At 69.1% G+C, this 19,601-nt stretch carries 15 protein-coding genes; 9 read left to right on the forward strand and 6 right to left on the reverse strand.

Annotation, left to right across the window (positions count from 1 at the left end; all coding sequences use genetic code 11):
• Positions 1 to 6: 6 nt before the first annotated feature.
• The 3 genes from ABNF93_RS23075 to ABNF93_RS23085 form a co-directional block, all read right to left on the reverse strand.
• The gene (locus tag ABNF93_RS23075) at positions 7 to 162 is read right to left on the reverse strand and encodes a DUF6131 family protein (protein ID WP_349330230.1); all 156 of its coding nucleotides are present in this window, start codon (positions 160 to 162) and stop codon (positions 7 to 9) included.
• A gap of 200 nt (positions 163 to 362) precedes the next feature.
• Complete coding sequence (locus ABNF93_RS23080) at positions 363 to 1,316, reverse strand: helix-turn-helix transcriptional regulator (RefSeq protein ID WP_349330231.1); 954 nt, start codon at positions 1,314 to 1,316, stop codon at positions 363 to 365.
• Positions 1,303 to 3,558, reverse strand: a complete 2,256-nt coding sequence (locus ABNF93_RS23085; RefSeq protein ID WP_349330232.1) for an FdhF/YdeP family oxidoreductase — start codon at positions 3,556 to 3,558, stop codon at positions 1,303 to 1,305. The genes ABNF93_RS23080 and ABNF93_RS23085 overlap by 14 nt, the downstream gene beginning before the upstream one ends.
• 426 nt (positions 3,559 to 3,984) lie before the next feature.
• On the opposite strand from ABNF93_RS23085, the gene ABNF93_RS23090 reads away from it, so the two are divergent.
• Genes ABNF93_RS23090 through ABNF93_RS23100 form a run of 3 tightly spaced genes read left to right on the forward strand, consistent with a single transcriptional unit; the run spans position 3,985 to position 5,355 of the window.
• Complete coding sequence (locus ABNF93_RS23090; protein WP_349330233.1) at positions 3,985 to 4,416, forward strand: Hsp20/alpha crystallin family protein; 432 nt, start codon at positions 3,985 to 3,987, stop codon at positions 4,414 to 4,416.
• 16 nt (positions 4,417 to 4,432) lie between these two features.
• The gene (locus ABNF93_RS23095; protein ID WP_349330234.1) at positions 4,433 to 4,852 is read left to right on the forward strand and encodes a CBS domain-containing protein; all 420 of its coding nucleotides are present in this window, start codon (positions 4,433 to 4,435) and stop codon (positions 4,850 to 4,852) included.
• A gap of 35 nt (positions 4,853 to 4,887) precedes the next feature.
• Positions 4,888 to 5,355: a CBS domain-containing protein gene (locus tag ABNF93_RS23100; protein WP_349330235.1), complete on the forward strand. Its 468-nt coding sequence runs from the start codon at positions 4,888 to 4,890 to the stop codon at positions 5,353 to 5,355.
• 30 nt (positions 5,356 to 5,385) lie between these two features.
• Here ABNF93_RS23100 and ABNF93_RS23105 read toward each other — a convergent pair whose 3' ends face one another.
• Positions 5,386 to 6,156 carry a class I SAM-dependent methyltransferase gene (locus tag ABNF93_RS23105; protein ID WP_349330236.1) on the reverse strand — a complete coding sequence of 257 codons (771 nt, stop codon included), beginning with the start codon at positions 6,154 to 6,156 and terminating at the stop codon, positions 5,386 to 5,388.
• Positions 6,157 to 6,192: 36 nt separating this feature from the next.
• Positions 6,193 to 7,563 carry an SLC13 family permease gene (locus ABNF93_RS23110; protein WP_349330237.1) on the reverse strand — a complete coding sequence of 457 codons (1,371 nt, stop codon included), beginning with the start codon at positions 7,561 to 7,563 and terminating at the stop codon, positions 6,193 to 6,195.
• A 140-nt stretch (positions 7,564 to 7,703) separates the two neighbouring features.
• Here ABNF93_RS23110 and ABNF93_RS23115 point away from each other — a divergent pair, with 140 nt between their 5' ends.
• Together ABNF93_RS23115 and ABNF93_RS23120 are read left to right on the forward strand one after the other, a co-directional pair.
• A complete protein-coding gene (locus ABNF93_RS23115) occupies positions 7,704 to 8,864 on the forward strand; it encodes a pyridoxal-phosphate-dependent aminotransferase family protein (protein ID WP_349330238.1) in 1,161 nt (386 codons plus the stop codon).
• Complete coding sequence (locus tag ABNF93_RS23120; protein ID WP_349330239.1) at positions 8,861 to 11,830, forward strand: FAD-binding and (Fe-S)-binding domain-containing protein; 2,970 nt, start codon at positions 8,861 to 8,863, stop codon at positions 11,828 to 11,830. Before ABNF93_RS23115 ends, ABNF93_RS23120 begins: the two co-directional genes overlap by 4 nt.
• A gap of 17 nt (positions 11,831 to 11,847) precedes the next feature.
• On the opposite strand, the gene ABNF93_RS23125 is transcribed toward ABNF93_RS23120, so the two are convergent.
• On the reverse strand, positions 11,848 to 14,721 hold the full coding sequence (locus ABNF93_RS23125) for a hypothetical protein (protein ID WP_349330240.1): 2,874 nt from the start codon (positions 14,719 to 14,721) through the stop codon (positions 11,848 to 11,850).
• Positions 14,722 to 14,891: 170 nt separating this feature from the next.
• Between ABNF93_RS23125 and ABNF93_RS23130 the strand changes: the two genes are divergently transcribed.
• From ABNF93_RS23130 to ABNF93_RS23145, 4 genes are all read left to right on the forward strand, one after another.
• Entirely contained in the window at positions 14,892 to 16,979 is a 2,088-nt protein-coding gene (locus ABNF93_RS23130; RefSeq protein ID WP_349330241.1) for an alpha-galactosidase, read from the forward strand.
• Positions 16,980 to 16,982: 3 nt separating this feature from the next.
• On the forward strand, positions 16,983 to 18,167 hold the full coding sequence (locus tag ABNF93_RS23135; protein ID WP_349330242.1) for a mandelate racemase/muconate lactonizing enzyme family protein: 1,185 nt from the start codon (positions 16,983 to 16,985) through the stop codon (positions 18,165 to 18,167).
• Positions 18,168 to 18,418: 251 nt separating this feature from the next.
• Positions 18,419 to 19,387 carry a hypothetical protein gene (locus ABNF93_RS23140; RefSeq protein ID WP_349330243.1) on the forward strand — a complete coding sequence of 323 codons (969 nt, stop codon included), beginning with the start codon at positions 18,419 to 18,421 and terminating at the stop codon, positions 19,385 to 19,387.
• Between the two features lie 40 nt (positions 19,388 to 19,427).
• Positions 19,428 to 19,580, forward strand: coding sequence for a hypothetical protein (locus ABNF93_RS23145; RefSeq protein WP_349330244.1), 153 nt, complete (start codon positions 19,428 to 19,430; stop codon positions 19,578 to 19,580).
• Positions 19,581 to 19,601: the final 21 nt, after the last annotated feature.

Here is a 19,601-nt window from a genome sequence, read left to right on the forward strand (position 1 = left end):
CAGGAGTCAGAACCAGTAGCGCCGGCCTCCCACCGGACGGCCAACCGCGCCGAGGATCCAGAAGATGACGCCGATGACGAGCAAGATCACTCCGATGGTCCACAGAATGGAGATTCCGAGGACGAACCCGAGGACCAGCAAGATGATACCGAGAATGATCACCGCACACCCCTTATGCGTTGGGGACGGGCCTCCGGGCTCTCGAGGCCCCGAAAACCACGTTAGGTGTTCTGCGGGTTCCCCGGGCGCGTTTGAGCTATACATAAACCTTCCTGGTAACAGGAAACGCCCAGGACTCGGCACTGCCGACGCATCAACCAGGACGAGCATCGGCAACTCCGACGTTCTTCCCGTCGTCGCCCTTATACCTTTTTCGACGCACGGATCAGCAGGGCCGCGCGTTCGGCGACCCGCTCGCGGAGCTCAGGTGGGTCGAGGATCTCGAAGTCGCCGGGAATCCGGCACACGAAGTCGACGAGCGGCGCCCATTCGACGGACCCGACCCGCAGGATCGACGTCTCCTCGTCACCGCGCTCGACGACACCGATGCTCGCCGGAAAGCACCGCACGGCCGTGTCGTAGTCGGAGTGCAGCAGGATCCGGGCCTCGATGTCGTACGGCGCGATCCCCGTCCCCTCGGCAACATGCGCAACGGGATCAGGCGGATCGTCGAACGTGTAGTGGTGCCCGGTGAGCGACGGCCCGGCCACCCGGTCGATCCGGAACGTCCGCCACGCGTCACGGTCACGGTCACGCGCGACGAGGTACCACCGGCGACCGGTGTGCACGATCCGGTACGGCTCCACCGAGCGCTGCGTCGCGCGGCCCTGATGGTCGGAGTAGGTGAACCGCAGACCTTCGCCCCGACGGCACCCGGTCGCCACCACGCTGAGGACGTCCGGGTCGACAATCGGAACCTGCGGCCCAGGAAGCCGGATCGTGCTTGCCTGCAAGGCCTTCACCCGTTCGCGCAGGCGTACCGGCAGGACACCTTCGAGTTTCGCCAGTGCCGCCGCCGCTGCTTCGTCGACGCCGGAGATGGTGGTCGCGGTGGTGCTGCGCAGTCCCACCACGATCGCCACCGCTTCGTCGTCGTCGAGCAGCAGTGGCGGTAGCCGTCCCCCGGCGCCCAGCCGGTAGCCACCACCGACGCCCGGGTCGGCATCGACCGGATAGCCGAGTGAGCGCAGCCGGGCTACGTCGCGGCGGAGCGTGCGGGTGGTCACCCCGACTCTGGCGGCGAGTTCCTCGCCGGGCCAGTGCGGGCGAACCTGTAGCAACGACAGGAGCCGCAGGAGTCGCTCAGCGGTGTCCATGCTCGACTTGCTCGACCTGCTCGACCTGCTCGACTCTGACCACGGCGTTGTAGTCCGGGATCCTCGCCTGGGGCGAGCGTCGGGACCGGTCGAGCAGCACCTCGCCTTCCGGCCAGTGCACCTGGAGGTTGCCAAGAGCGATGGGCGCCCGGAGCACCCGGCCGGAGAGGGTACCGGCGTCGCTGCGCAGCACGATCGGATCGCCGTCGGAAACTCCGAGCCGGTCGGCGTCGTCGGGATTCATCAGGACCGCTTCGCGCTCGGCGCCGGTGAGGGCGTCCCTGCGTTCCTGCACCATGCTGTTGAACTGCTTGCCACGCCGGGTGGCGACGACGAACGTGCCATCCGGCCGGGACAGGTCGGGCAACCCGACCGTGGAGAAGTGTGCGCGACCATCGTCGGTCGGGAACTTCCAGTCCGCACACAGGTGCGGACCGCCGTACTGGACCGCGTCGCCGAAGGCGTTCAGCTTCTCTATCCCCGCGTAGAGCGGTACCGCGGCGGCGATCTGCCGCCGGATGGCAGGTGTTCCGTCGAAACGGACCGCATCGGCGATCTCCGGACGGGTCCGCGCGGCCAACTCGCCGAAGATGCGGTACTCCGGCCACGCCTCCTCGATCCGCGGACCGCGGATCTCCGGGGAGAAGATGATGCGTCGTTCGGTAGACGTCTCGGTGACTCCGCCGACCATCTCGTACCTCGTCTGGGCTGGCAGCACCAGCACGGTCTCGGCCGGGTCGACCAGCATCTGGCTCGACAGGCAGATGTCGATGTGGATCCGCAGCGGAATGCGCGCAAGCGCTTCGTGACAGTAGTCCGGGTCGGGCAGCACCTCGAGGAAGTTGCCACCTGAGCTGATCAGCACGTCCAACTCGCGCCGGTGGGCGGCGTCGATCATGTCCGTCGCTGTCAAGCCAGGCTTGCTCGGGACTTCGAAACCCCACAGGTCGGAGAACTTCGCCGCCGCCTCAGCAGTGATCGGCTCTCCGCCCGGCAGGACCGTGGAGTACGCACCCATCTCGGCGCCACCCTGTACGCCGGAGTGCCCCCGGATCGGCATCAGGCCACACTTGTCCCGGCCGACGAATCCCTTCGTCAGGCCGAGGTTGATGAGTGCGCGTACGTTGTCCTCGCCGTGTTCGTGCTGGGTGACGCCCATGCTCCACACGAAGACGGCCGTCTCGGCATGGTGCAGCATCTCCGCGAGCGCGCGCATCTCCGCACGTGACGTGCCCGCCGTGGCTTCGAGGTCCTCCCAGGACTGGCCGTCCAGCGTCGCCACCAGGTCGGCGTAGCCCGTCGTGTGGTGGTCGACGAAGTTCCGGTCGATCCAGGAGTTGTCGATCATGTGCTTGGCGACACCGTTGAGAAAGCCGATGTCGCCGCCGACATTGATACCGAAGAACCGGTCGGTGATCTTGGTGCCGAAGACCGCGCTCTCGATGTTGGACGGCACCCAGTAGCGTTCCATGCCGGGTTCACGGTAGGGATTGATGCACACGATCCGGGTGCCGGCCTTCTTCGCGTGGTAGAGGTACTTCATCGCGACCGGCTGGTTGTTCGCGACATTGGATCCGACGAAGACGATCAGATCACTGCCGATCCAGTCGGAGTACGAACAGGTGGTGGCCGCGACACCGAGCGCCTCCTTGAGGCCGAACGTGCTCGGCGAGTGGCAGATCCGGGCCGCATTGTCGATGGAGTTGCCGCCGAGCGCCCGGATCGCCTTCTGGGCGGCGAAGTAGTTCTCGTTCGGCGTCCCGCGGCTCGTCAGGTAGGCGCCGAACCTGTCCGGGTTGGTGTCGCGGAGCTTGCCGGCCGCGAGGTCGAGCGCTTCGTCCCAGGAGATCCGGCTGAACCCGGGATCGCCCTGACGGCGGATCAGCGGGAACGGAATCCTGCCGAGCTCGCGCAGCCGGGCGCTCCGCATCCCGCCCAGCGCACCGGCGTCGGCGACGGTGGCCGCATCGAACGCCGGCATGGTGTTGAGCCGGAGCAGCCGGAGCCGGACGTTGCACAGATGGACCTCGCGCATCGTCCAGTCACGGATCCCCTTGGTGCCGAGGGCACAGCCGTCACAGGTGCCCTCACGCAGGATGCGCCACGCATAGCCCAGCTGGTCGCGGTTGTCCCCGATCGCCTTGGTGATCTCCCGGTAGTTGTTGGGCCGCCCTTCACCGATGCCCAACGGCTTCAGGCTGGCCCAGTTGGCGGGATCGATCCACTTCTCGCGCCTACGCATCGGCACTCCTCGGGCCTGGCGGCGGGAACATCGCCCTCCGAGGGTAGCTGGCCTCAGGTCGCGAACAGGCCCGGGGATCTTCGCGAGGAACGCGTACAGCCCGGCGCCCAGCAGCCCGGTCACGATGACGAACGCCGTGGTGTAGCGGTCCGGTCAATCGGGTGAGGTCGCGCATGAGCGACATTTGCCCCATGAGCCGGGTTTGTCGCGCCTCGGCCCGATCTCGCAGGTGGGGATTCGCCTGCATCGTGGTCGCGTTCGGAGATACCCGTGCCCACAAGCCAGCCAAGCGGGCGAAGGTCCCCCACAAATCCCCCCGCTCGCCTCTTCACTTGATCCGTCCCGTGCGGTGCCCTGAAGAGGCGAGGTGGTGCCGGATGGTGCCCAGATGCCTTGTGCGCCAAGCCAGGAGGAGAGGCGGTCGCAGTGACATCGTTGTCGAAACATGGATCGACACGTGGGAGTGGACTGTTCTCGCGGGTCGAGGAGGAGCTTCGCCCGAAGCCATTTCTCAGGCAGTTCACCGGCAGGCAGGCCATTCGCGTGGAGGACTACAGCGACGAGGGACAGTACGTACTGCGGGCGGAGTTGCCTGGTATCGATCCCACGAAGGACGTCGACATCTCGGTGGCGAACGGCACCCTGACCATGCGGGTCGAACGTCGCGAGGTGAAAAAGGACGTGAACCGCTCGGAGTTCCGCTACGGCACGTTCCAACGCTCCGTCCAACTTCCCCGTGGAGCTGACGAGGAAGACGTGCGGGCGACGTATGACAACGGGATTCTCGAGGTCCGCGTGGGCGTGAGAGACGGCGAAGAGCAAGCGCCGGCAAGACACATCCCGATCAGCAGAGGGTGATCCGAAGGGGGTCCTCATGACAAAGGCACGCGACATCATGCACGTCGGCGTCGAATGTGTCGGGGAGCACGAGACGCTGGACAACGCGGCGCGCCGAATGCGTGACCTCGACGTCGGCGCTCTCCCGATCTGCGGTGAAGACGATCGACTGCAAGGAATTCTCACCGACCGCGACATCGTGCTGAAGTGTGTCGCCACCGGTGGCAACCCGGCCGACATGACCGCGGGCGAACTCGCGCAGGGCACTCCGCACACGATCGACGCCGAAAGCGACGTCGATCAGGTGCTCCACCTCATGGAGGAACACCGGGTCCGCCGGGTGCCCGTCCTGGAGAACCGCCGGCTGGTCGGGATGATCGCCGAGGCGGACCTGGGGCGGAATCTTCCAGAGGACAGGGTCGGTCACTTCGTCGAGGCCATCTGCGCCGACGCGTAGCGGCGCGATCGTGGCGCCGTCCACCAGGAGGAACCATGACCGAGGCCGCCATGCCCGGACCGCGTGAGGGTGAGACCCTCACCGGCGCAGCCAACGACCTTCTCGGCCGGCGACGCGTTCGGGACGTGATGACCTCGCGCGTCCTGGCAGTCGTCGCGTCGACGGAGGTCGACGCGGCCCTGCAGTTGATGGTCGGCGCCGGCGTCCACCATCTCCCGGTGATGGACAAGGGACGCTGCATCGGTCTGCTGCACGAGACCGACGTCGTGTGGCGGCTGGCTGCCTGGTCGCTGCACGGCCGGCCACCTGCAGCGGGCGACGTCGCCCGCAAGCCCGCGCCGGCGGTGTCGGTCGACCGGACCGTGAGCGAGGCGGCGGCGGAGATGTTTCACCGGTGTGGCGACGCCGTCGTCGTCAATGACGGGGATCAGATCGTCGGAATCCTCACCACGGACGACCTGCTGTCCGTCCTGGCACAGGAGCCCGCCGACTCCGAGCAATGAGCTGGACCCCACCCGACCGACCGGACGGTCCTATGCCGCGAGGATGTGTGCCCAGGTTTGGGTGAACCACAGCGCACCGTCGACGAGTACCGGGCGCATGCCGGTCGCCGGCCCGCCCGCGAGTTCGGCGGCGAACTCCTCCTCGATCCGCGCCACCGCGGCGCGCGGCGTCCCGGCCTGCTCCACCCACTGCCGCAACGGCCGGCGGACGTCGAGAACCTCGCTCCTGTTGACCTTTCGACCGTGTGCGGCCAACAGCCCGGCGATCGCGTCGACGGTGAGCATCGTGCCGTGGGAGGGGTCGCGGAGCCGCTCGATCCGGTCCGGGTCGCCGGGGACGTCCGGGCGACGCACCATGTCCGCGACCATCACCCGGCCGTCCGGTGCGGGGCGGCAGACCCGCGCCAGTTCGGCGACCAGCAGGGCGGGGGCCGCGACCTGGTGCAGCGAGAACCGCGTGACCACCAAGGTGAACGACGCGTCGACGAACGGCAGCGCCATCGCGTCGCCTTCCTGGAACACGATGTGGGACAGCCCTTCGGCATCGGCCTGCCGCTTGCCGGTCGTCAGCATCTCCGGGGTGATGTCGACCGCGCTCACCTGCCGGACCACCGGTGCCAGCGCCCTGGCCACCAGCCCGGTCCCACACGCGACGTCGACACAGATGTCGGCCGCCACCGGGGCCGCGAACTCCACCAGTTCACGCAGTCGGGACGTGAACGCCGTGTTCAGGTCTGCGTCTTCGAAGGTCGACGCCTGTCGGGCGAACTCCTGCTGCACCCGCCGGGTGTGGTCGTCCATGCCGAGACCCTATTCGACCGGATACCTGGAATTCGATCAGAGCCAGCCGGGCACGACGAAGATGAGCCACGTCGTGAGCGGGACGACGATCACCATGCTGAAACCCCAGCGCATCAGGCGCTTGTAGACGTAGTCCCGATGCTCCTCCGGCGTGTTCGCGACCGTCAGGGCGCCGCTGGTCGAGAACGGACTCGAGTCGACGACGGACGACGAGATTGCCAGCGCGGTGATCAGGCCGACCGCCCCGATGGAGCTGTCGCCGGTGAGGAACGGCACGGCGAGCGGGATCAGCGCACCGAGGATGCCGGTCGTCGACGCGAAGGCCGACACCGCACCGCCGATGAGGCAGATGATCAGCGCGGCCAGCAACGGAGCGCCGATCGTCGCCACCTCCTCGCCGAGCCACGTGATGGTGCCGATCGTCTCGAGAAGACTGACGTACAACACGATCCCGCACACCAACAGGACGGTCGGCCACGCGACCTGGCTGACGGCGTTCCTGGCCGAGTCGGGCGAGAGGAGCGTGAGGATCGCGGCGACGGTGATGGCGAGCATGCCGACGTCGAGGCTGAAGAACAACGCGCCGATAGCGAGGATGGCGAGGCCGACCAGCGTGAGCGCGCGGTCCCGGTCGAGCCCGATGTCCGCCGGCACTTCGTGTGTCTGCTGCGTACGTCCTGAGGTGAGGGTCGCCGTTGTGCCCGGCTCGCCGGCTGGCGCCGAGTGGCCACCGGCACCCGCCTCGGCGGGCGCGTCAGCCTCGGTGGCGCTGGGGTCGACGCGCCGGCCGAGCAGCTCACGACCGCCCCAGAAGAAGAACACGAACACGCTGATCGCGAGGTTGAAGAAGAACGACGCGAGGAAGAGCAGCGTGGGGTTGCCCGGCAGACCCGCCTTGTCGACAACGCCGTTCGTGATGCCGCCGAAGATGCTGATGGGTGAGAACCCGCCCGCGCTCGCGCCGTTGATGATGAGCAGGCCCATCAGGATCGGGTTGATCCTGTAGCGGACGGCGAACCCCATCCCGATGGGCGCGATGATCGCGACGGACGCCGGTACGACGGCGCCGATCGCGGTGAGGCAGGCCGTGATCCCGAACATCACCCATGGGATCAACCCCACGCGGCCACCGACCGCGCGGATGGACGCCTGGATCATCCAGTCCACGGTGCCGTTGCCCTTCGCGATGGCGAAGAGGAACGTGACGCCGACGAGGATCACGAACAGGTCGCCGGGGAAGCCGGCGAACACCGCGTCGGTCTTCTCCTCGAGGTCGGCGCCTTCGAGCACGACGATGCCGAGGAGGAACGCGGCGACGATGGCGAGGGCGCCGAGGTTGATCGGCCGTACGGTCGCGATCACGAAGATGACGGCGAGGATGAGGATCGAGATGAGTTCGACAGACATGTGAACCTCTCGGATCGGCAGTCGCGAGCAGTCGGGGGTAGCTCGCGGCGGCGAGCGTGCTTGTCCAGAATGCGAAATTCGACTTCCGTTCCGGGGAGTATGTTCTATCTCATATCGACCGTCAAGGGAGGATCCTCACGATGCCGACCGGTCGCCACTTCCTGCAGATCCCGGGTCCCACGAACACACCGGAGCGGGTGCTGCGGGCCATGTCGGCCCCGACCATCGACCACCGCGGTCCGGAGTTCGCCGCGTTGGGTACGGAGGTGCTGTCCAGCCTCGGCCCGGTCTTCGGTACGACGCAGCCGGTCGTCATCTTCCCGTCCTCCGGGACCGGCGCCTGGGAAGCCGCACTCGTCAACACGCTGAGCCCGGGCGACACCGTGCTGGGTTTCGAGACCGGTCACTTCGCGACGCTGTGGAAGGACATGGCACGCGACCTCGGCCTGGCCGTCGACTTCGTACCCGGCGACTGGCGGCACGGTGTCGACCCGGCGATCGTGGCCGAGAAGCTGTCAGCCGACACCGGCCACGAGATCAAGGCCGTCCTCGTCGTCCACAACGAGACGTCGACGGGTGTGACCAGCCGGGTCGCAGAGATCCGGCAGGCGATCGACGCGGCTCGGCATCCCGCCCTGCTGCTCGTCGACACCATCTCCTCGCTCGGGTCGATCGAGTACCACCACGACGCGTGGGGCGTCGACGTCACGATCGCCGGTTCGCAGAAGGGCCTCATGCTGCCGCCAGGCCTTGGCTTCAACGCGGTGAGCGAGAAGGCACTCGCGGCCTCGGCCTCCGCCGGGTTGGCCAGGTCGTACTGGAACTGGCGGCCCATCCTCGAAGCCAACCGGCGCGGCTTCTTCTCCTACACGCCCGCCACCCATCTCCTCTACGGGCTGCGCGAGGCGCTGCGGATGCTTGCCGAGGAAGGGCTTCCCGAGGTGTACGCACGACACCAGCGGCACGCTTCGGCGACGCGAGCGGCCGTGCGGGCCTGGGGTCTCGAAGTGCTGTGCGCGGACGAACGCGAGCACTCCGGCGCACTCACCGCGGTCCTCGTGCCGCAGGACCACGACGCCGACAAGATCCGGTCGGTCATCCTCGACCGCTACGACATGTCGCTCGGCGCCGGCCTCGGAGGGCTGGCCGGCAAGGTGTTCCGGATCGGGCACCTCGGCCACTTCAACGACCTCATGCTCGCCGGAACCCTTGCGGGCGTGCAGATGGGGCTGGTCGCGGCGGGCGTACCGATCGATCCGTCCGGCATCAACGCCGCCCTCACCCGGCTGCAACAGCCATGACGGCTGCCGCCCGGGGCCCGGCCGGAGACTCGGGCCGAAATCTGGCGCCAAACCTGGCAGCGGACCTGCCGCGTGAGCTCGCCGTGCGGCTCCGGCGCGACCTGGACGGCGAGGTGCGCGACGACGACTACACCAGGGCGCTCTACTCCCGCGACGCGAGCATGTACGCCATCACCCCGCTGTGCGTCGCCTTCCCGCGGCACGCGGGCGACGTGGCCGCTACGGTCGCGGTCGCGCGGACCTACGACGTGCCGGTGCTCCCGCGCGGTGCCGGCACGAGCCTGGCGGGGCAGACGGTGGGGCCGGGGCTGGTGCTGGATCTGTCGCGGCACATGACCCGCATCGTCGGCCTGGACGCCGAGGCCCGCGTCGCCCGCGTGCAGCCGGGCGTCGTGCAGGACCAGCTGAACCGGGCCGCCGCCGCGCATGGCCTGATGTTCGGGCCCGACACGTCGACCAGCAACCGCGCAACGCTGGGCGGGATGATCGGCAACAACTCGGCCGGCAGCGGATCCGTGCGCTACGGCATGACGATCGACCACGTCCGCGAACTCTCGGTTGTGCTCTCCGACGCGTCGACGGCACACTTCGCGCCGATGGACGAGCCGCACCGTGCCCGTCAAGCACGTCTTGACACGCTCGAGGGCAGCCTCTGTCGGGAGCTGCCACCGCTGCTGTCCGCGCACGAGTCCGCGATCGCGCGCGACTTCCCGGCGTACTGGCGACGCGCCGGCGGTTACCGGCTGGACCGGCTGGCGGCCGGACTCGCTTTGACGCCGCCGGCGTTCGATCTGGCGAAGTTCGTCGTCGGGTCGGAAGGCACGCTCGTCATCGCGACCGAAGCGCTGGTCGACCTCGTGCCGAAACCACGCCGCACGGTCATCGCCGTCGGCCACTTCGCCTCGACCATCGCCGCCGTCGAGGCGACCGAGGACGCGATGGCGTGTGACCCGTCGGCTGTCGAGCTGATGGACCGCACGATCCTCGACCTGTCGCGGGCGCAGATCGAGTACGCCGATCTCGCCACGATTCTGGTCGGCGATCCGGCGGCGCTGCTCTTCGTGTCGTTCACGGGTGATGACGAGGAGGAGCTGCTCGGCCAGCTCGACCGGCTCACCGCGCGGTGGTCGAGGCACGGCCACGGCTACCACACACTGCGTGCGGAAACCCCTGCCCAGCAGGGCGCGCTGCTCAAGGTCCGCAAGTCCAGCCTCGGCCTGCTGATGGCCGCCGGCAGCGGAACCCGACGTCCGCTGGCGTTCGTCGAGGACACGGCCGTGGCGCCCGAACACCTCGCTGCCTACACGAGGCGGTTCGCGGACATCCTTGACAAGCACGGCTTGACAGCCGGCTTCTACGGGCACTGCTCGGTGGGGTGCCTGCACATCCGGCCGTTCGTCGACGTACGCCTCCCCGAGCAGGTCGAGGCGATGCGCGCGGTCGCGGAGGAGGTGAAGGACCTCGTCCGCGAGTACGGCGGCGTCAACTCCAGCGAGCACGGCGACGGTCTCGCGCGCAGCGAGTTCAACCGCGAGCTCTACGGCGACGAGCTGTACGCCGCGATGCGTACGGTCAAAGGGCTCTTCGACCCGGACAACCGGATGAACCCGGGCAAGATCGTCGACGCCCCGGCGATGACCGAGCACCTGCGCGACGCCGCGTTGCCGCCGGCACCGACCGTCAAGACCCGCTTGACGTTCGACGTGGTGGGCGGCGGGATGCGGGACGCGGCCGACCGGTGCATGAACATCGGCCTGTGTCGCAAGACCGACGCCGGAACGATGTGCCCGTCCTACGTCGCGACCCGAGAGGAGGAGCACGCGACCCGCGGCCGGGCCAACGCGCTCGTCACGGCCCTCTCCGAGCCCGACCCCGTGCAGGCGCTCGGCGACGAACGCCTACACGAGATCCTCGACCTGTGCCTCATGTGCAAGGCCTGCAAGAGCGAATGCCCGCTCGGCGTCGACATGGCCGCGCTGAAGGCCGAGGCGGTCGCCCACCACCACGACCTGCATGGCACCCCCCTGCGTTCGCGGATCTTCGGTGCGATCCGCACGCTCAACCGGCTCGGTTCCGCGACAGCGCCGGTGTCCAACCTGGTGAGCCGGATCCGCCCGTTGCGCCACCTGCTGGAGCGCACGCTCGGTATCACCGCGCGCCGCCCGCTTCCGTCGTACGACCGGCCATCCCTGGTCCGTTGGTTCCGCGGGCACGCCAGGCAAGGACCGGTTGACGCCGGACGGGGCGAGGTGACGCTGCTCGCCGACTCGTTCACCACCTACACCGAGCCGGCGATCGGACGGGCCGCGGTCGAGCTGCTCGAGCACGCGGGTTTCGTCGTCCGCCTGGAAGACAAGGGCTGCTGCGGCCGGGCCAGCTACTCCAAGGGCATGCTGGACGACGCGAAGCGGAAGGCCGCCGCCCTGGCGGAACAGCTCGCGACCACCAGCGCACCCGGCTCCCCGATTGTCGGGTGCGAACCGTCCTGCATTCTGACGCTGCGCGACGAACACCGCAAACTCCTCCCCGACGACCCTCACGTGGCCGACGTCGCTGGCCGGGTCCGCCAGGTCGAGGAGCTGCTGGTCGAAGCGATCGACTCCGGTGCACTGCGGCTCGGCGACTCGTGGCTCGCCGGCCGGCGGATCCTCTACCACGGCCACTGCCACCAGAAGGCCGAGGTGGGTACGACGGCGACGATCACCCTGCTGCGGCGAGTTCCCGGCGTCGAGGTGGTCGAGCTGGACGCCGGCTGCTGCGGGATGGCGGGCTCCTTCGGGTTCGAGTCCGAGCACTACGACCTGTCGATGACGGTGGGCAGCGACCGGCTGTTTCCCGCGATCGAGGCCGAGGCCGACCAGACCGTTGTCGCGGCAACCGGCGTGTCGTGCCGGCAACAGATCAGGCACGGCACCGACCGCGCGGCCTGGCACCCGCTCGAGCTCGTCCGTGCGGCCGTCCAGTAGCCGGCAACATGCACGTTTCACCCACCGCACCGAACCGGGTTGTCGACAAGGCCGCCTGGGTTCACGAGCTCACCGCAGAGGTTGCGGCCGAGCACTGCCCAGTCGTTGTGGTTGGTGTAGGTGGTGTCGTTGATGCCGTCGGCCTTCGGGTGGAACCAGAGCTGGGTGAGCTGCTTTTCGTTGGCGAATGCGAGGACGGCACGCAGGTTCGAATCCACTCCTTCTTCGAAGAAGAGATCGACGCCGTTGGCCGTCCGCCACACGTTGTCGAAGTACGTCGCGATGCCGACCCGCGGGGTCTTCACCACCCGGTTGGGCAGCCGTTCGACATCGACGTACGACATCATCGTCCGCACCACCGCGCTGCTGCCCGAGGAGTATGCGATGTGGAGCCGGCCGACCGCACTCGTCGGACCTGGCGGAACCCATGCCATCGCCGGACGGTAGTTCACCGCACTCGGATGCGTGTCGAGCAGGTCGGTGTTCTCCCAGCGGCCCGAAGGGGGGTCGAGGCGCCACAGGTCGAGACGGTCGGACTCGTCCGCGAGCAGTGCGTAGATCCGGCGCTTGCCGGCCAGCGTCGCCTCCACGACTGCGGGTGAGAACCGGGAGTCGGCCGGCCGAGCCAGCGTGTCCCCGTTCGCCGCGACGAACGGCTGCGGGACCTTCCACCCGCCATGACGCGTACGCCGCTGAACGCGGTATTCGCCGCCCGGGTCGGTGTAGGCAAGGTAGACCGTCCCGCCGGATCCCAGCGCCAGCGAGGGACCGCCACGACTCGCGCTGCCGGCGAGCTTCTGCCACGGCGTCCGCCTGATGCTGCCGTTCTCCGCGATCAGCGAACGCTGCCACAGGCTGCCGTCGAGTCCGTTGGCGACGATGAGCATCTCCTCCTTGCCCGCGGTCCGGACCGTGACCGCGTCGGCCGCCGCCGCATCGGTCGGCAACGCCAGCGACTTGCCACGCGACCAGGTGCCTCCGGCGCAGTCGCCGGGAGTGGGCTTCGGGCAGTTCCAGGTCGAGTCGGAGTCGGCGTACTTCAGGTCGCCGCCCCACGGGTAGATCATCTGCAGCTTCCCGTCGAGCCGGGCGAGCGCCGGTGGCAGATACGTGTAGGTGTAGGGAATCCGCACCTTGTTCCAGCGCGTGAACTCACAACCGCCACCGCCGAGCGCGAGGTTCGCGTACGCCCGCACGGTCGTCCCCACCGGTGCGAACTCGCCGTCGCGGTTCCAGTCGACGTGGCCGCCCGCGCGGTCGACGTCGTAGCCGTAGACGCTCTCGAGCCGGTCGAAGAACCCCGCCGAGGCGCCCTTCGCGACACCGGACTCCTTCAGCGCCGCGTTGTTGAGCGCGGGTCCGTCCGTCGTCGAGCCGTCCGCGAACCCGGCCTCGCCCGAGTCGAACGCGTAGTTCATCAGGCTCGGGTAGTTGGGCTTGCAGTTGACGTCCGGTTCGGCGCCGAGCAGGCCGCCGTGGCCGAGCCCGAGTGAGTGGCCCGTCTCGTGCGGCGCCACGAAGGAGCTGTTGAAGTTGTACGACGCGGTGAGGCCGAAGCCGGTCTGGCCGCCGCCGGTCCCGTAGCCCAGGGCGTACCGGAAGATTCCCCGGCGCGTCGGCTTCATCGCGGTCTTCCAGGCGTTCGATGCCTTGACTCCGACGTACGACCCGTCGACCTGGATCGCGTCGACCGCGGAGTAGCCACCCCAGTCGCCGTAGATCGTGGCGTCGTCGGCCGTCTCAGGCTCCTGCCCGGTGTCGAGGTGGACGGCGATACCTGTCTTGCCGTCGGGGTTACGCAGCGAGGCGGCGTGCGCGGCGCGCGCGGACGGGCTCGTGGTCAGCGCGTCACCGTACTGGTCGGCGAACTTCCGGGCGACACTCACCAGCATCCTGAGCTCGGTCTCGTCGTCGTTCTCCTGCTTCGTACGCCGCATGAAGTCGACTTCGACGAAGAGGTCCTTGTGCCGGGGGTTGGCGCCCCAGCGCGGAAGGAGGAGTCGTTCGGAAACGCCGTCGCGGGTCACCGTGCCGCCGACCGTCTCGAGGCCGTCGGAGATGCCGTCGCCGTCGGTGTCGCGCAGATCCGCGATCGACGCGCAGTCGACGCCAGGCACGGTGTCGGTTCGGGTGGCGCACGTCCCGAGAGCGACTTCCAACTCGCGGCCGAGACCGTCGCCGTCGGCGTCGGCAGCGAAGAGCGCGGCATCGTTGCGGACCAGGCGAGCGCGCTCTGTGGTGGTGCTGGTCGTGCTCGCGCCTGCGAGGACGACCGAGCGACTGCCGAGCGGTGCGTCCAGGACGAGCTCCGCGCCGGCAGCGCCGACGTCCCTCCGCTCGATGGTGCGTCCGTCGCGACCCAACAGGTAGAGCCGGTGCGCGGTGGACCTCACTCCCGGCAGCGGAACGCTGGTGATCTTCTCCCCACCACGAAGACTGGCGAGATAGGTCGGCGACCACCGACTGAACGTGACCGGCCGCTCCGAACGGAACTGTCCTCTCGTCGTCACGAGGGTCCCGCTACCTGCCGTCGCGCTCGAGGCCGCCCGGAGTACGACGTAGTAGGGCGCACGCAGCGGGGCGGTGTAGGTGAGTCGAGCCGCCTGTCCCGGTCCACTGTCGTCGTCCATGGCCACCTGCCGGCCGTTACGGTCCAGCAGGTGCACCACCGGGTCGGCGCCCGAGGACAGTCCGGTCGTCTCGACCGTGACCGTCTGGCCCTTCTTCAGGACGTATCCGACCTCCGTGACGCTCGACGGCTCGACCTCCCAGACCCGCGGAGCGCCCGCGGCCTCCGACAGCGCCGCCGAGCTGGCCGTCGCTGCCGGCGCGGTCGCGGCGACGAGACCGGCGACCGCCAGTCCCCACAACCCTGCCCTGATGGAGAACATCGGACCCCCAGAACCTTCGGTCGGGGCTGCGGTCTGCAGAACCCCGGTAGCGAGCGACGTGAACCTCGGGTGGACTACGTCGGTCGCGACGTGACCGGTTCGCGGTTCCGGCAAGCCCGGCCTGAGGCCGGCGCCGGGGACTACCATGCAGGGCCCGGAGGGAGGCCGCCATGTCCAGCGCCATGACGACCGGAGGTTGCCGCGGGCCGGCCCGGTCGATGACGTACGCACTGTCCACGGCCACACACGGTCTGCTCACGCAGCGACTCGCGCTCGACGGGCAGCAGTCGTGGACGGTCGAGAACCGCGGGCCGGTCTTCACCGTCATCGTGGACGGCGTGACGATCACCGGAGACGCGCCCGGCCTCGAGGTCGGGGAACCTGAGGTGACGCCCAGCGCTGGCGGGGCGGTCGACGAGCGGATCTCCTGCCGGTGGGCCTCGGGCGAAAGCCCTGACCTGGCGATCGACTGGCACGTCCGGCGCTACCCCGGCCTGCCCGTCGTGGAGACCTGGACGAGCGTCACCAACCGTGGTGCGCAGCCCGTCACCGTGGAACGGATCGACTCGCTGGGGCTCGCCCTGGCCGGCGGCGATCTCGACCTTCTGTCGCACACGAGCGGATGGGGACTGGAGTTCGACGGCGTACGGGAGAAACTCGCCGGTTCCCGCACGCTGGGCACACTGCGCGGGCGCTCGTCGGCCGACCAGCATCCGTGGTTCGGGCTGGTCCGCGCGGCCGACGGTGCCGTGCTGTGTGGCGGGGTCGCGTGGTCCGGGAACTGGGTCGTCCGCTTCGAGCAGGCAGAGGACCCAGCGAGCTTCGTCCTCACCGGGGGGTTGCACGACACCGGGTTCGCGACGGCTCTGGACGCGGGCCAGACGGTCACCGCGCCCCCTGTCGTCCTCGCACTGGGCTACGGCGGCGATCTCGACACCGCCTCCATCGCGCTGGCCCGAGCCGCGCGGGCGCACTGGATCCCGCGCTCCGCACTCGCCGACCGGCTGCCGGTCGAGTGGAACCACTGGTGGACGTATGAAGACCACAGCATCGACGAGGCCGTCTTCACCGCCAACACCGACGCCGCCGCCGAGCTCGGTGCCGAGGTGTGCACGCTCGACGCCGGGTGGTTCGGGCCGGCGGAGGCGACCTCCCAGTGGACCGACATCCGCGGCGACTGGGACCAGGTCAACACCGTGCGCTTCCCGTCGGGCCTGCGCTCGCTCGCCGACCACGTGCACGCGCGCGGCATGAGTTTCGGGTTGTGGTGCGAGATCGAGGCACTCGGGCCGAAGGCCGCCGTCGCCACGCGGCGGCCCGACCTCCCCGCGCTCCGCGACGGCGAACCGCTCGGCTACGCCTGCCTGGGCAATCCGGCCGCGTGGGACTGGGCGCGCGAGACGCTCGACCGGCTGGTCCGCGTGCACGGCGCCGACTGGATCAAGCTCGACTTCAACCTCGACCCCGGCCTCGGCTGCAACCGCACCGACCATGGCCACGGCGCGCACGACGGGCTCTTCGCGCACTACACCGGCTACTACCGCCTGCTCGACGTCGTACGCGCCGACCACTCCGATCTCGTCCTGGAGAACTGTTCCTCCGGCGGGCTGCGGATCGACCTCGGCATCCTCCGGCGTACGCACCTGACCTTCCTCAGCGATCCGGACTGGCCCGAGCACGGACTACAGCTGCTGTGGGGCGCCTCGCACATGGTGGCCCCGAACCAGTTGCTGCACTGGGGGTTCTGCGAGTGGTACGGCGACCACCGCCACCAGACGTTCGACCCGCGGGATCCGGCGCTCGCACCGCACCAGCTCGACTACTACCGGCGGATAGCGATGCTCGGTGGCACCGGCCTCTCGATCGGCCTGGTCGACCTGCCGGACTGGGTGCGCGAACGGCTCCGCGCGTCGGTGCGGACCTACCAGGAGCTCGTCCGGCCTTACGTGCACACCGCCGACCTGCACCGGCTGACCGCATCGCCGCGGCGGTTCGGGGAGGGCGAGCGGTGGGCGGCGGTGCAGTACGCCGTGCCCGACGACTCCGCCCACCTGGTCCTGGCCTTCCGGTTGCCGGGGTCGCTTGAACCGTCGCGGGCGGTCCGGTTGCACGCGCTCGACCCGGCACAGGCCTACGACGTGCACTGGCACGACGCCGACCGCCACGACGTGCGAACCGGCGAGGACCTGATGGCGGTCGGGCTCGAGTTCGCCCTGCCGGTGGAAGGTTCGGAGCTCGTCGAGATCAGGAGGCGTTGAGCGGTGGCTACGCCGACGATCGAGGCGGTCGACTTCTTCTATCTCGCCATGCCGGAGATCCGCGCGATCGGCGACGGTAGCCAGGACATGCTGCTGGTCCGCGTGCGCGCCGGCGGCCACACCGGTTGGGGCGAGTGCGAGGCGTCGCCGCTGGCCTCGATCGCGGGCCTGGTCGCGCCGATGTCGCACAGCGCCTGTCAACCCGTCCTTGCCTCGGTGCTGGGGCAGCCGCTGCGCGACGTGGCCGACATTTCTCGTATCTCCCAGCTGGTCAAGGCCAACAGCCTCGACCTGCTGCAGGCCGACCACACGCTGTCGGGTATCGAGATCGCGATGTGGGACCTGCTCGGTCGGCGGCTCGCCGCTCCGGTGTACGAGTTGCTTGGTGCCGGGCGGGCGTTGCCGAAACGTGCGTACGCCTCGGCGTTGTTCGGGGACACCCCCGAGGAGACGTACGCGAAGGCACTTTCCGTTGCTGGGCAGGGATTCCGGGCCGCGAAGTTCGGATGGGGTGCCTTCGGTCGCGGGACCGTCGAGGACGACGCCGCCCACATCCACGCTGCCCGAGACGGCCTGGGACCCGATCGGAGCCTGCTCGTCGACGCGGGCACGGTGTTCGGCGAGGACATCGACGCGGCGGCGCTGCGACTCCCCGCACTCGCGGACGCGCGGGTCGGCTGGCTCGAGGAGCCGTTCGTCTCCGGTGCGTTCGGTGCGTACCGCCAACTGGCGGCGATGACACCAGGGGTGCCGCTCGCCGCTGGCGAAGGTGCCCATGACCCACACCAGGCGATTCATCAGGTCGACCATGCGGGGATCGGGTACGTCCAGGTCGACACCGGCCGGATCGGCGGGATCGGACCGGCCGCGCGGGTGGCTGCGTACGCCGCCGAACGCGGGGTGCAGTTCGTCAACCACACCTTCACCTCGCACCTGGCACTGTCGGCCTCGCTGCAACCCTTCGCGGGGATGAGGGACGTGTCGTTGTGTGAGTACCCGGTGGAGGCGTCCGCGTTGGCGATGGCTCTGACGGCCGATCACCTGCTCCCCGATGCGAACGGCGAGATCGTCGTGCCGGCAGCGCCGGGACTGGCGGTGAGCGTGCAGCCCGACGCCGTACGCCAGTACCTCGTCGACGCCGAGATCCGGGTCGCCGGCAGGACGCTCTACCAGACGCCGGAGTTGTAGCCGGTTCGCGGCCGGCGTGGCCGATTCGCGGCCGGCCGTGGCAGGGCCCGCGGCCGGCGTGAGCGGCCGGCGGAGCGGGTCGGCCACGCCAGCCGCGGTTCATGATCAAGAGGCACGAAACGGGGAAAATGAGCCCGAAATTGCCAGGTTTCCGCCTCTTGATCATGAACCACGATCTCGGGACGGTTCGCCGGTGTTCGGGGGCAGCCAGTGGTCGGGGCTTGTCGGTGGTCGGGGGCATGATCGTCTCTGTGTCGCCACCGCACCGGCCGGACCAGGCGGTTCCCGCATACCTGGCGGACCAACCCTTCCTGCTCCGGGAGGCACGACAGCTCGGACTGTCCGAGGACGTTGTGCGCGGTCAGCGGTTCCGGCGCGTGTTTCGAGGCGTCTACGTCGGCGCAGGTACCCCCGACTCCGTACGGCTCCGTGCTGGTGCCGCGCGGCTCCTGCTCCCTGACGCGGCTGTCTTCAGTCACCACACCGCCGCACAACTAGGTGACCTACCGGTCCCGGACGAGCCGGCGATCCATGTGACCCTCCCCCAGGAGCTGCAGCGGCGGCGAGTCCCTGGCATCGTCACGCATCGGTCCCTGTCGGTCACCGCGCAGTCGTTTGCGGGGTTCGCGGTGACGACACCGGAGCGGACCTTCCTCGACCTCGCGGGCAAGCTTTCCCTTGTCGATCTGACGGTTCTCGGCGACGCGATGGTGCGGCGACACTTCACGACCGCCGAGCGCCTCCGTGAGGCTGCCTCCGCTGCCAACGGCCGCCGTGGCGTCCCGCTCGCCAGGAAGTCGGCGGCTCTCGTGCGCCCGCGGGTCGACTCGCCGATGGAAACCCGCGTACGACTGCTCGTCGTGCTCGCTGGCCTGCCCTGCCCCGAACCAGGCCGCGAGATCCTCGATGAGTACGGCCAATGGGTCGCGACCCCCGACCTGCTGTACCGCGCACAGCAGATCGCGATCGAGTACGACGGTGAACTGCACTACCGGCGCCGGCGCAAGTGGCGACAAGACCTCAGCACTCGCGACCTGCTTCGCGAGATGGGCTGGCACGTCATCGTCCTCACCGCCGAGGATGTCTTCCGGACGCCGTTGCACACGCTCCACCGTATCCACGACAGCCTCGCGGGTCGTGCCTATCCACGACTTCCGGCCACCCTCGACCCGCGCTGGGAGCAGCACTTCCCGCCACGGTTCGACACACTCAGCGCCTGACACCCGCAGCATCCGACACCCGCAGCATCCGACACCCGCAGTGTCTGACACACCAACACCCGGAGGAGCGCCCGACTTCGGTGACGTCGGCGGCGACGGGCCCGACCACCTTCGAATGCTCGACTGGATCGTCGCCACCCTTGTCCGCGTGATCGACGAGACCCACGTCGACCACTTTCTGGCGCATAGTTGATCGACTGTCCGGGTACGCCTG

The sequence above is a fragment of the Actinopolymorpha sp. B9G3 genome (assembly GCF_040120725.1).
Lineage (GTDB): Bacteria > Actinomycetota > Actinomycetes > Propionibacteriales > Actinopolymorphaceae > Thermasporomyces.

Bases quoted from the DNA above. Each gene is read 5' to 3' on its own strand.
- ABNF93_RS23115 (WP_349330238.1), top strand. From the start codon at position 7,704: ATGCCGACCGGTCGCCACTTCCTGCAGATCCCGGGTCCCACGAACACA.
- ABNF93_RS23125 (WP_349330240.1), bottom strand. From the start codon at position 14,721: ATGTTCTCCATCAGGGCAGGGTTGTGGGGACTGGCGGTCGCCGGTCTC.
- ABNF93_RS23085 (WP_349330232.1), bottom strand. From the start codon at position 3,558: ATGCGTAGGCGCGAGAAGTGGATCGATCCCGCCAACTGGGCCAGCCTG.
- ABNF93_RS23120 (WP_349330239.1), top strand. From the start codon at position 8,861: ATGACGGCTGCCGCCCGGGGCCCGGCCGGAGACTCGGGCCGAAATCTG.
- ABNF93_RS23100 (WP_349330235.1), top strand. From the start codon at position 4,888: ATGACCGAGGCCGCCATGCCCGGACCGCGTGAGGGTGAGACCCTCACC.
- ABNF93_RS23105 (WP_349330236.1), bottom strand. From the start codon at position 6,156: ATGGACGACCACACCCGGCGGGTGCAGCAGGAGTTCGCCCGACAGGCG.
- ABNF93_RS23095 (WP_349330234.1), top strand. From the start codon at position 4,433: ATGACAAAGGCACGCGACATCATGCACGTCGGCGTCGAATGTGTCGGG.
- ABNF93_RS23110 (WP_349330237.1), bottom strand. From the start codon at position 7,563: ATGTCTGTCGAACTCATCTCGATCCTCATCCTCGCCGTCATCTTCGTG.
- ABNF93_RS23080 (WP_349330231.1), bottom strand. From the start codon at position 1,316: ATGGACACCGCTGAGCGACTCCTGCGGCTCCTGTCGTTGCTACAGGTT.
- ABNF93_RS23130 (WP_349330241.1), top strand. From the start codon at position 14,892: ATGTCCAGCGCCATGACGACCGGAGGTTGCCGCGGGCCGGCCCGGTCG.